Raw genomic sequence first — 13,103 nt, forward strand, 5'->3', positions numbered from 1 at the left:
ACATATGAACAGACACTTGTATTACATAAGCTAAAATAATAACTTACTGTACAATTAAAAAGCACATTCTTCATAGGAAGAATGTGCTTTTCTGTTATTAACGTTTAATCCAAACAGCGCCTGCCGATTTATCATCTGCTTGTCCAACAACTTGGAATTTAAGTCCAAGGTTTGGAACTTTTCTTCCTGCGTCTGCAATTTGTTTGTTACTATAGACTTTTGAATCGTCAAAAGTTGTAACACCTTGTAATCCAGAATAGTTAAACTGTCCACGTGTTAATGAATTTACACTCCATGCTGGTGTTTGATCAAATGAAAATGCAGCGTCTGCAATTTGCATACCTGTATTACCGTATGTTGGTTTCCCGTTTAAATTACCAACAAGGGCTTCTGGATGAGAATCTACAACACCAAGGAATCCTTCACCTGGATGCACCCCAACCCAGTTATCTTTAAAGCTATCATCTGCATACCAAACGACAAGACCTGTATTATACACTGGGCCTTTTCCTGCTTTTAATCCATTATCTGATCCCGCATAGTTTCTCCACTCTAAGTAATAATAATGAGCTTTCTTCTCTGTTCCATCAGAAACAACAAAACCATTTACATTCATTTTAGACTGTCCTTCTGCATCATCAGAAAATACAACTTGTCCATCAACAGTTACATTTACATTATCCATCGCGAAACCTTTATATGTTACAGCCGGATCTGTAATATAATCGAATTGTAGTTTCACCTTTTTTCCTTTAAATTGACTTAAATCATATGATTTATCAATCCATTTCCCATCTGTTGTATCTTTATCTCCTTGGACTACTTTTTCTCCAAGTCTGTCAATTAATGTTTTCGTTCCATCTTCTGTTACTGCATGTACTTCGACAAAATCGCACTCTGCTTCTAACTCATAATTTGCTTTATAATCGAATTTTGCATTTGTTCCTTTTGTTAAATCAAAGAATGGTGTTTCTAATGTTGTATGCATATCATCGCCTCTTGTACTATAATATGCATGCTTTCCAAACTCCGGCTTAATCGTTTCAACACTCTTACCTGGTAAGTTAACACGTACAACGCCTGGACGATTTGATTTCGTAACACTTTGATCGATATATGTAGGTACTCCTACACCACGCTTAATTTTATCGTAATCTACTTCTAAAATTTTTGCCCAGTTGCCACCCATATTCTTTTGTAAGAAGTCTTTATTTTGTGGTGAGAAACTAGTTGGCTCTGTTCCTGCAATTTTCCCTGTCCAACTACCTCCACTCATTAATGACCAAGCTTCGACAGGTGAACCAGTTCCAGTATATTTCGTGTCATATTCATCGGGTAAGCCAAGATCATGTCCAAATTCATGTGCAAATACACCTACTGCTCCATCTTCTGGTTCAATTGTGTAATCATGCGCCGCTACTTTTCCACCAAAGTAATCTACCTTTGATTTTGTACCTTCAACCTCTACTGGATCTATTGCTAATTTTGAACGATGTGACCAAATTGCATCATCACCTAATTTACCGCCACCAGCTTCTTGACCGACACCAGCATGGATTACCATTAAATGATCAATTACACCGTCAGGTTCATTTTGATTCCCATCACCATTTGTGTCATATCTATCAAATTGATCAAACTGAGATAAATCTAATCCTTTCTCAGCAGCTGCATGTAAAGCTTCTTTCACTAAATCACGTGCACCTTTTGGTCCTTTATTATCGTGCCCACTACTACCATCAGCACCATAGTCAGCCGCTTTTCCTGGAACAGTTAGCCACTCCGTTACATATCCGTCTGTCGTATAACTACCACCAGACTGCTCTTCATAATATTGTTTAAATGTTTTTACTTTCGAACCATCAAATAACGTGTATGGTTCATTACCAAATAACATCTTTTGATAATGCTCTCTACTAAAGTCATTCGAATACATATACCCTGGTGTTTGATCGATATTATTATGTTTATAATCACTAAATTCAACGAGTAATACTAATACTTTATCTGTTCGAACAGCTCCCTTATATGGCGCTTGCTTTGCTTTAGATGTTGGAACTTGTCCATTCAATTGTTTTTTATTTGGTTCAGGCTTTTGCTCAGGGCTAACATTTTTTTCAGGTTTCTTTACTTTCTCCTTTTCTTCCATTTTTTTCTCTTTTACTTTTTTCACGAAATCAGATGCCTCTTTAGCAGTATCAGCTGGAAGAATTTCTTTATTTGCCTGATCTCCTTGTTTCTTTTCAATATATTTCTCTACAGCCTTTTTCGTCTCTTCTTTAGAAGATGCTGGATTAATTGTTCCTCTTTCTTTCAGCGCTTCCGCTAGACGATCTTCTTGAATTAAATTGTAATCAATTGGTGTTGTAGACACATTTTCTTTCTTTTTTGCTGGCGTTTCTGCGTACGCTAATGGAGCACTCATTACAGATGTACATCCGATAATTGCCGCAATTGCTAATGACGATAACACTTTAAATGGCGCTTTTCTTCTCATTCTATTTCTCTCCTTTTATAAAACTTAAAATTCAGATAAATAAGTGTATTTTTGTCGAAATCCCCGTTTACTGCCCTCCCTATAAAAAAGGCATAATTCTATAAACGTTAAGCTTTCTGTTATAGAATCATGCCCTCCAGTTTTCTGGTCAGAACTTCTACCGTTTTATGTCGAAATATGAAAAATAAAAAGTGATTTGATATATATTAAATAGCTTATATAACAAATTTAAAAGACAATATGCAAAATTGCATGAAAATTCTTTTAAATAAAAAAGAATCCTAGTCAATTAAACTAGGATTCTTGATTTCTATTATTTCTCTTGTGTTTTTTCCCAATCAGCTAAGAATTTCTCAATTCCTTGATCTGTTAATGGATGCTTCACTAATGAAGCAATTACGTTTGCTGGGATTGTTGCAATATGTGCACCGTTTAATGCTGCGTCAGTTACGTGAACACTGTGACGTACAGATGCTGCGATGATTTCTGTTTCGATACCGTGAATGGCAAAGATTTCTGCGATTTGGCGAATTAAGTCCATACCGTTATGACCGATATCGTCTAAACGACCTAAGAATGGTGAAACGTATGTTGCACCAGCACGAGCTGCAAGTAACGCTTGAACTGCTGAGAATACTAATGTAACGTTTGTGCGAATTCCTAAGTCAGAGAATGCTTTTACTGCTTTTAAACCTTCTGTTGTCATCGGAACCTTTACAACAACGTTTGGAGCAATTTTCGCTAATTCTTTTCCTTCTTCGATCATTTTATCAGCTTCTAAGCTAATTACTTCTGCACTTACAGGGCCTTCTACAACGCTGCAAATTTCACGAATACGCTCGTGGAAATCTACTCCTTCTTTTGCTACAAGTGATGGATTTGTCGTTACTCCAGCTAATACGCCTAATGCATTTGCCTCTTTAATTTCGTTAATGTTTGCTGTATCAATAAAGAATTTCATTTGTTATTCTTCCTTCCTAATTTTCATTTTATATTTATTTGTTTTTCTTAATAAGCTCTAATTCAATCGGAATAGATTTGTCCACTTTTTTACCTTGTGTGATCTCTTTTGCTGTTTGCATCGCCTTCTCCCCGATTAATTCCGGTTTTTGAGCAACTGTTGCAGCCATACGCCCATCTTTAACCGCTTTTACAGCATCTTCTGTTGCATCAAATCCAACAACGACTACATCCGTTTTCCCAGCAGATTTCAATGCTTCAAGTGCCCCTAATGCCATTTCGTCGTTATGCGCAAACACGGCTTTAATATCACCATTTGCTTGCAAAATGTTTTCCATAACAGACAACCCTTTTGCTCTATCAAAATCAGCCGCTTGTTTAGCAACTACTTTTAAAGACTTATCCGCTACGTTATGGAATCCTTTCCCGCGCTCACGAGCAGCAGAAGATCCAGGGATTCCTTCTAATTCAGCAACATTTGCTCCCTCGCCAACTAATTCACGAATGTAATCACTAGCCATTTGACCACCTTCAATGTTATTAGAGGCAATGTGAGAAACAACTTTACCTGAATTGGCAACGCGGTCTACTGTAATAACAGGAACATTCGCTGCATTTGCTGCACTTACTGCTGAAGCAACAGCATCTGAATCGGTTGGATTAATAACAACTACATCGACACCTTTTTGAATTAAATCTTCAACATCATTTGTTTGCTTTGCTGCATCATTTTGAGCATCAACAGCAATCAATTCAATGCCGCTCTCTTTCGCTTTCTTTTCTGCCCCTTTTTTCAAAGTCACAAAAAATGGATTGTTTAAAGTTGAAACAGAGAATCCAACTTTAATAGTTTTATTTCGACCTTTATCGCTAGAATCCTTTGCCCATTCCGGTGGTTCCATTGAACAACCAGCAGTAATGACCATAATACATGCAACGAGTATAAGTAACCATTTCTTCATGAACTATCCCTCCATTACGCTTCTTTTCGACGATCAATTAATACAGCTAGTAAGATTACAAGTCCTTTTACAACTTGTTGGAAGAAAGAAGATACACCTAATAAATTTAAACCGTTATTTAGTACACCGATAATAAGTACACCGATGAATGTACCAACGATCCAGCCTCTTCCCCCAGAAAGACTTGTTCCCCCTAATACAACTGCTGCAATTGCATCTAATTCGTAAGAAGTACCTGCAGTTGGCTGTGCAGAATCTAGTCGTGATGTTAAGACAATACCTGCAAGCGCTGCCAAAATTCCGGAAAGACCGTAAATCATTACTTTAATTCTCGTAACATTAATACCTGATAGTGCTGCTGCTTCTTCATTTCCACCAATTGCAAATGTACGGCGGCCAAATGTCGTTTTCTTCAAAATAAAGTACAGTACTGCGAAAGCGATCATCATTGTAACAGCTGGTACCGGAATACCGAGAAAATAACCGCGGCCAAACATTTGAAACATTAAATGATCACCAAGACCAGTGATCGGACGTCCGTCCATATAAACAAGCGTCAACCCACGAAAAATAGTCATTGTTGCTAACGTCGCAATAAATGGAGCTACTTTTCCCTTCGCTATGATGATACCGTTTACAATTCCCATTACAAGACCAGCTAATAATCCAACTGCCATCGCAAGGAACGGGTCCATGCCACTTGCCATCATTCCAGCAACAAGTGCACTTGATAATGCTAAAATAGAACCTACCGATAAGTCAATACCCCCTGTTAAAATTACAAAGGTCATTCCGAATGCAATAAGCGCATTAATCGATACTTGGCGCAGTATATTAAATAAATTTGGAATTTCAATAAATGCTGGATTTAAAGCTGTAATTACGACGATAATTAGTGCTAAACCGATTAAAGAACCGAGTTGTTGTAATACATTCCCCTTCTTAGCCATCCTTACTCTCCCCCTGTAGCTAGTGCCATAATAGATTCTTGTGATGCCGCATCTTTCTCTAAAATGCCGCCGACTTTTCCTTCATGAATGACAAGAACGCGATCACTCATTCCTAAAACTTCTGGAAGCTCAGATGATACCATAATAACGGCATCTCCTTGCTCGGTAAGCTTATTCATAATAGAGTAAATTTCTTTCTTCGCTCCAACATCTACACCCCTTGTTGGCTCATCTAAAATGAGTAACTGCGGGTGGATACCTAACCATTTTGCAATAACAACCTTTTGCTGATTCCCACCAGAAAGAGATTTCACTGCTTGCTCTCCACTAGATGCTTTCACATTAAGTAGCTTCATCATATCCGCTGTAAACTGTTGTTCTAGTTCGTTACTAACGACACTTCCCTTTGATAGACTTTCTAAATTCGGTAAAGCTAAATTTTCTCGAATTGAGAAATCTAAAACTAATCCTTCAGATTTTCTATCCTCTGTAATAAAAGCTATTCTTTGTCTAATCGCATCTATCGGACTATCAATCTTTACTTCTTGTCCATTTATAAAAATTTGGCCAGAATCTAAAGGTTCGTATCCAAATATCGCTTTCATAATATCTGTACGTCCAGCTCCCATCAAGCCAGCAACACCAAGGATTTCACCCTTTCTCACTTGAAACGATACATTTTCAAACTTCCCTTTTTTCGTTCCATTACGCATCTCAAAAATAACATCGCCAATTTGACTATTTCGTTCTGGATAACGTTCACCAATGCTGCGCCCCACCATCATACTCACTACTTCATCAAACGATGTTTCCGGAATGGATCTCTTTCCAACGTATTCCCCATCACGTAAAATCGTAATGGTATCACATATTGAAAAAATCTCTTCCATTCGATGTGAGATATAAACGAACGAAACGCCTTCTTTACGTAATTTATTAATAACAGTAAACAACGTTTCAATTTCACGATCTGTTAATGCAGCTGTAGGTTCATCCATAATAATAACGCTCGCGTTTGTCATTAACGCTTTCGCAATTTCGATAATTTGCTGTTGTCCAACCGATAACTCTCCTGCCAGCATAGCGCCTTTTACATGTAAGCCTAACTCCGCTAATTGCTGCTGCGCAATCGCGTTCATTTGACGCGTACGCAAAATACCCGTCTTCCCATACATTAACTCTTTACCGAGAAACATATTTTCAGCCACTGTTAAATTCGATAATATGTTCAATTCTTGATGTATAAATGCAATACCGTACTCTTCAGCTTCTTTCGCATTTTTAAAAGTTCGTTCTTGTCCATCAATCTTGATTGTTCCACCATCTCTTTTATATACACCTGTTAAAATTTTCATGAGCGTTGATTTACCCGCTCCATTTTCCCCCATCAATGCATGAACTTCTCCTGTTTCAATCATAAACTGTGCATTCTTCAAAACAGGATTGCCATTGAACGCCTTTGAAATATTTTTCATTTCAATACGCATTCCCATCACTTCCCTTTTATTAAAAAATTACGCCTGCATGTAAAATTACATTGGCATAAGGAGTAGCCTCTCCTGTACGAATAATCGCCTTCGCTTTCTTCGTATGCTCTTTAAATTGTTCATGAGATACATATTCAAACGCTGGCTCTATTAATTTCAGCTCAATCTCTTTATTTACTTCCGCATTATTATTAATGACCTCTTCTGCTAACGTCACTTTTTCAATTGCCATATCATCAGCTACCACTTGCAATACGTCTAAAAAGCTAGGTTTTCCAATCTCAACAGCTAAATCAATTCGTTTTACTCCGTCAGGAATCGGTAACCCACAATCAGCAATTACAATCGTATCTGTATGCCCAAGTGAAGCAAGGACTGATGCAATCTCACTGTTTAATACACCGTGCTTTTTCATCCAACAATCACCTGCACTTCACGTACTTTATCTCTCGTTGGCATACCGCCTTGCGCCCCAAGCTTCGTTACAGAAAGACCACCAGCAATATTTGCAAAACGAATTGCTTTTTGAAGTGTTTCTCCTTCAGAAAGAGCAACTGCTAATGCACCATTAAATGTATCACCAGCTCCAGTCGTATCTACTACATCAACAGCGATGCTAGGAACATGTACAATCTCCGTACCATTATGGAAACGTACACCGTTAGAACCTTCTGTCATCAATAGTTTGTTTGGATATCTAGCCAGTAACTCTTCAATTGGTGATGTGAAATCATCTAATACGATGCGGCACTCATGTTCATTTGGTGTAATATAAGTTGCCTTTTCTAAAATATCTTGTGATAACACTTGTGCTGGCGCTGGATTTAACATAACTGGAATATTGTGCTCCTCACAAATAGCCAATACATATTTTACTGTTTCAAGTGGAATCTCTAGTTGAAGTACAACCATATCTGCTTTTATAAGAAGATCTTTTGATTGATCTACAACTGGCTCGTTTACAAGTGCATTCGCACCTTGCACGACAACAATACTGTTATCCTCTTCTGCTAAAACGATATGAGCAATTCCTGTCGCCGCATCTGTAACCGGTACCACATAGTCGATAAAAACGCGTTCGTTCTCTAAATTTTTTCTCACTACAGTTCCATAATTATCGTTTCCTACCGCTCCCACCATTGCTACATTTGCACCTAATCTCGCTGCAGCAACCGCTTGGTTAGCTCCTTTTCCTCCTGGAATTGTATGAAATGCTTCACCAATTACTGTTTCTCCTGCTTTCGGACGTTTTTTTGAAACGGCCACTAAGTCCATTGAAATACTACCTACTACTGCAATATTTGGCATCTGTTTCATCTCCTTACTTCGTTGTATTTCGTTCTATAATTTCAATCGGTAAACGATAGTGTTTCTCTTCTAATATGTTTCCTTCCATCTGCTCTAACAGCAGTTCTGTTGCAATTTTCCCCATCTCATAAATTGGCTGTGCAACAGTTGTAATAGATGGATACATCATCTCTGTTAAAGAAATTCCATCGAATCCAATAATTTGTAAATCATCCGGAATAGAAATCCCCTTTTGAAGTGCAGCCTTTACAATACCTATTGCAATTAAATCATTTCCAGCAACAATTCCATCTATATGTGGATACTCTTCTAATAATTCCACCGCTACACGCTCACTATTAGCTGGATCAAATGTACTCTCTGCAATCATATAAGAAAGATTATTTTGCGTAATAACGTCTACAAAGCCTTCAAAACGTTCATTAGCGGTGCTTACGTCACGCGGTCCGCGGATATGCGCAATATGTTTACAGCCTTTATCTATTAATAATTTTGTCGCTGCCTGACTTCCCGCATAGTTATCTGCATACACAGCAGGTATACGCTCATTAAACATACGGTCAATTGCAACGACTGGTACTGACAAATTCATGTAATTAACACTATTTTGTGGATTTGTTGCTACAATAAATCCGTCTACATTATTTTGCCTAAGTACATCAATATATTGCTTTTCTTTCTCTAAGTTTTCATCAGAGTTACAAAGTACAACTGTATATCCTTGCTTATGCGCTACATCTTCTACGGCACGTGCAACTTCCGGAAAGAATGGATTCACGATATTGGGAACAACTAAGCCAATTAAACGAGATTTCTTATTATATAGCGAACGTGCTACTGTACTAGGTTTATAATCTAGCATCTCAATCGCTCGTTCTACTTTCTTTAATGTATCTTCATGAACATATCCATTTTTATTTAAAACTCTGGAAACGGTCGCAACAGATACTCCCGCTAATTTCGCAACGTCTTTAATCGTACTCATTCTCTTCCCTCTCCATTTCATGTAACCGTTTACAGAAAATAATATAACGTATTTCTAGAAATACGTCAATCATTTCTCACGAAAAAGCTTTTAAGGTTATACTCAAAAAAGCACCGCCATAAGGCGATGCTTTTTCATTATGAATACGATACAGTTTGTTCTTTTTCCTCTGTAGCTGGCTCTTCAGCGTCTTTTTTACGATCTGACAGTTTAATCTTCTGTAAGAAAATCGTAAAGATAGCGCCTACTACGATAAATACTAATCCTGTTAAGAATACAGTATGAAGTGAGTCTACTAAAGAGTTTTTCAAAATTGGTACAATGCTGTTAGCAAACGCTTCTGGCATTTGTTTTAATGCCTCTGGACTAAATAGCATCGAATATAAACCTTGTGGATCTGTATGAATCATATCTTTAAATTTCGTTACCATTTGTCCCGCTTCTTTCGGGAACGTATCTAATACAGGTACTAAATTCTTTGTTAATGTTGTACCTGAAGTGTTATTCATAATTGATCCTAAAATTGTAATACCAAATGTTCCACCAATTTGACGGAAGAACTGACTTGATGATGTTACGACACCAAGGTCTTTTTTCGGGAAGCTTTCTTGTAACGCTAATGTTAATGTTGGCATTACAAGACCCATGCCTAAACCGATAACCATCATATAAGACGTTGCAGTTAATTTAGTTGTATGCATATCCATCGTTGTTAATAACCAGAAGCCTCCAGCCATTATAAGCATTCCTGTAATAATTTGTGGTTTTACACCAACTTTTAATACAAGTTGCCCACCGATAATACTCATCACAATCATTGTAATCATCATCGGCGTCATAATTGTTCCTGATTCAGCAGCACTTACTCCTACAATTCCTTGCATAAAGAATGGTACGAACATAATCGCACCGAACATTCCGATACTCATAAAGAATCCAATTGCATTTAATAATGTAAATGTACGATTTTTAAAGAAGTGCATCGGTAAAATCGGTTCTTCTGCTTTCGTTTCAACGATAACAAAACTAACGATACCAATTAAAGCTAATGCAAATAACCCGATAATTTGCCATGAATCCCATGGATAATCTTTTCCGCCAAATGTTAAGGCAAGTAATAAACTTACAACACCGAGAATCATCGTGAAAATTCCAGCGATATCAATTTTAATTGGTCCTGTTTGTTTATGTGATTTTAATCCCATTGCAATAAAGATTGTTGCTAAAATACCAACTGGTAAGTTAATGTAGAATACCCATCTCCAGTTCACTGCATCTACAATCCAACCACCAACTTGTGGTCCAATTACAGAAGCAAGACCGTATAACGCACCAAAAATACCTTGCCATTTTGCACGTTCTTTTCCCGTGAACATATCTCCGATAATAATCATAGCCATTGGCATCATAATACCGCCACCAAGACCTTGAATACCACGGAAAATAATTAATTCTGTCATACCATTTGCCATACCACATAACGCCGAGCCAACCATAAAGATAACTAGCCCTGTTATATATACGTTACGACGGCCAAGTAAATCTGCTAATTTACCTGCAATTGGTACAACTGTTGTTGATGTTAACATATAAGCTGTTGTTAACCACGTCATTAAGCTTAATCCGCCTAATTCACCAACGATACGCGGCATTGCTGTACCAACGATTGTTCCATCTAATGCAGCAAATAGCATCGCAATTATTAAACCGATTAACAACAACTTTCTATTTATATTTTCTTGTTGCTCCATGTAATCTCCTCAATTCCTCTTAGTTATTCTCTTTTTTCTCTTGTGTCCCGCAAATAATTGTTTCTAGTTTCTCAAAGAGGCGTAACAAATCTTCTCTTTCTTGTAACTCTAGATGTGAGAAATATTTTGCAATGTGCTCATTACGGGCAGTCATTGCCTCTTCTACCCTAGCTTTACCCTTTTTTGTCAACTCAATGACGACAACACGACGGTCATCTTTGTCGTGATAGCGCTCGACAAGCTCTTGGTCAATTAGGCGATCAATCATCACTGTAATTGCACTAGGCTTTACATACATCTTTTTTGCTAATTTTGTCGCTCTTGAAGCTCCATAATGATCTAAAATCTTTAAAATATAAAACTGTGGTGGTGTAAGTCCTGTTGCTTGCATTTGTTCTAATAACTCCGTCTGCATTTTCTTTCCAATCGAAAAGGCAAGAGCTTGAATTTTATCGATATGCGTCATATTATTTGGCATGTTATCCACCTCTTATTTAAACAATAAAATATTTAATGTATTTAAATATTAATCCCACGAACAAAATCCGTCAACACTTTTTATTTATAAAAACGTTTACAAATTTGTCACAAAGTTGTATAATTTTCGACGAAGTTAATATTGACAGTCACGGAGAATCGGAGTATACGGCTATGAATCATAAAAAAGGAAACTTTTTTATATTTCATGGCCTTTTTATATTCTCTTTGCCTTACAACACTTCGAATTAATTAGGGGAGGATTTTCATTTTATGTTTTTTACACAATTCTTTAAACCTGCGCCCCACGCGGAACGCTTACCAGCTGATCGCGTTGATAGCGAATACCGTAAATTACGTTTACAAGTATTCTTAGGTATCTTCATCGGTTATGCGGGTTATTACTTTGTTCGAAAAAACTTTTCACTTGCAATGCCATACTTGATCGAACAAGGATTTAGTAAAGGGGAACTTGGGGTTATCCTTTCAGCAGTTTCTATCGCTTACGGATTAAGTAAATTTCTTATGGGTATCGTATCCGATCGTTGTAATCCTCGCTACTTTTTAGCAGCTGGGCTATTTTTATCAGGTATCATTAATATTATTTTCGGCTCATTTTCTTTCATTACAACGAGCATTATACTTATGTTTGTACTTCAGTTTTTAAACGGATGGGTACAAGGTATGGGATGGCCTCCTTGTGGGCGTACAATGGTTCACTGGTTCTCAATTAGTGAACGTGGTACAAAAATGTCTATTTGGAACGTCGCTCATAATGTCGGCGGCGCACTTATGCCTTCTCTTGTAACATTAGGCCTATATTTCTTTGCAAATGACTGGAAGAGTATTTTTTACTTCCCAGGTATTCTTTCAATTTTAGTTGGTATTTATGTATTAATTACAATGAGAGATACACCTCAATCTTGCGGATTACCTTCTATTGAAGAACATACTGGAGAATATCCACCAGATGAGAAAGTGCAAGATCGCGAACGCGAACTTTCGGTAAAAGAAATTTTATTTAAATACGTATTAAACAATAAATTTTTATGGTACATCGCTATTGCGAACGTTTTTGTTTATTTCGTACGTTACGGTGTTGTAGACTGGGCTCCTACTTATTTAGTAGAAGAAAAAAGCTTTACTCATAGTAGCTCACGTACAGCTTACGCTCTATATGAATGGGCTGGTATTCCAGGTACACTTCTTTGTGGCTGGATGAGTGATAAACTATTTAAAGGACGCCGCGCACCTGCCGGTATTTTATTTATGGTTGGTGTATTTATCGCCGTTCTTGTTTATTGGCTAAACCCTCCTGGGAATCCAATGGTTGATAGTATCGCACTTGTCGCGATTGGATTTTTAATTTACGGACCTGTTATGTTAATTGGTCTACACGCCCTTGACCTAGCGCCAAAGAAAGCTGCTGGAACTGCAGCTGGATTAACTGGCTTCTTCGGTTACTTAGGCGGAGCTGCTTTCGCTAGTGCCGCTATGGGCTTTATCGTAGATGCATTCGGATGGGATGGCGGATTCATCTTATTACTTGCATCTTGTGTACTTGCAATGTTCTTCCTTGCTCTTACTTTAAAGACAGGATCTACAAAACAAAAACAAGCTTAAATACTAATATTATTCTTATCAAAAAAAGAGAGACTGTTCTTTCCAGAACACCTCTCTTTTTTCTACATATAATACTCTTTTCTTACAAAAGATTTATTTCCCT

11 protein-coding genes are annotated in these 13,103 nt (G+C 37.4%); 1 reads left to right on the forward strand and 10 read right to left on the reverse strand.

Going from position 1 to position 13,103, the window contains the following annotated elements; translation table 11 throughout:
• Positions 1–97: 97 nt before the first annotated feature.
• From inhA2 to ACZ76X_RS20600, 10 genes are all read right to left on the reverse strand, one after another.
• Complete coding sequence (gene inhA2 / locus ACZ76X_RS20555) at positions 98–2,497, reverse strand: M6 family metalloprotease immune inhibitor InhA2 (protein ID WP_479851535.1); 2,400 nt, start codon at positions 2,495–2,497, stop codon at positions 98–100.
• 313 nt (positions 2,498–2,810) lie between these two features.
• Positions 2,811–3,458: a fructose-6-phosphate aldolase gene (gene fsa, locus ACZ76X_RS20560; protein ID WP_000667664.1), complete on the reverse strand. Its 648-nt coding sequence runs from the start codon at positions 3,456–3,458 to the stop codon at positions 2,811–2,813.
• Positions 3,459–3,492: 34 nt separating this feature from the next.
• Positions 3,493–4,419 carry a ribose ABC transporter substrate-binding protein RbsB gene (gene rbsB / locus ACZ76X_RS20565; RefSeq protein ID WP_060629555.1) on the reverse strand — a complete coding sequence of 309 codons (927 nt, stop codon included), beginning with the start codon at positions 4,417–4,419 and terminating at the stop codon, positions 3,493–3,495.
• A 14-nt stretch (positions 4,420–4,433) separates the two neighbouring features.
• Positions 4,434–5,369 (reverse strand): ABC transporter permease subunit, encoded by a 936-nt coding sequence (locus ACZ76X_RS20570; protein ID WP_001074633.1) that lies wholly within the window; start codon positions 5,367–5,369, stop codon positions 4,434–4,436.
• Positions 5,370–5,371: 2 nt separating this feature from the next.
• A complete protein-coding gene (gene rbsA, locus ACZ76X_RS20575; protein ID WP_479851536.1) occupies positions 5,372–6,856 on the reverse strand; it encodes a ribose ABC transporter ATP-binding protein RbsA in 1,485 nt (494 codons plus the stop codon).
• Positions 6,857–6,875: 19 nt separating this feature from the next.
• Positions 6,876–7,271, reverse strand: a complete 396-nt coding sequence (gene rbsD / locus ACZ76X_RS20580) for a D-ribose pyranase (protein WP_000716160.1) — start codon at positions 7,269–7,271, stop codon at positions 6,876–6,878.
• Positions 7,268–8,164: a ribokinase gene (gene rbsK, locus ACZ76X_RS20585; protein WP_479851537.1), complete on the reverse strand. Its 897-nt coding sequence runs from the start codon at positions 8,162–8,164 to the stop codon at positions 7,268–7,270. The genes rbsD and rbsK overlap by 4 nt, the downstream gene beginning before the upstream one ends.
• 13 nt (positions 8,165–8,177) lie before the next feature.
• The gene (rbsR, locus tag ACZ76X_RS20590; protein ID WP_479851538.1) at positions 8,178–9,149 is read right to left on the reverse strand and encodes a ribose operon transcriptional repressor RbsR; all 972 of its coding nucleotides are present in this window, start codon (positions 9,147–9,149) and stop codon (positions 8,178–8,180) included.
• Between the two features lie 137 nt (positions 9,150–9,286).
• Positions 9,287–10,900 carry an MDR family MFS transporter gene (locus ACZ76X_RS20595; protein ID WP_098669135.1) on the reverse strand — a complete coding sequence of 538 codons (1,614 nt, stop codon included), beginning with the start codon at positions 10,898–10,900 and terminating at the stop codon, positions 9,287–9,289.
• Between the two features lie 19 nt (positions 10,901–10,919).
• Positions 10,920–11,378, reverse strand: coding sequence for a MarR family winged helix-turn-helix transcriptional regulator (locus ACZ76X_RS20600; RefSeq protein ID WP_479851539.1), 459 nt, complete (start codon positions 11,376–11,378; stop codon positions 10,920–10,922).
• Between the two features lie 272 nt (positions 11,379–11,650).
• Here ACZ76X_RS20600 and glpT point away from each other — a divergent pair, with 272 nt between their 5' ends.
• Positions 11,651–13,000, forward strand: a complete 1,350-nt coding sequence (gene glpT, locus ACZ76X_RS20605; protein ID WP_479851540.1) for a glycerol-3-phosphate transporter — start codon at positions 11,651–11,653, stop codon at positions 12,998–13,000.
• Positions 13,001–13,103: the final 103 nt, after the last annotated feature.

It is taken from the genome of Bacillus sp. BC05(2025) (assembly GCF_056725905.1).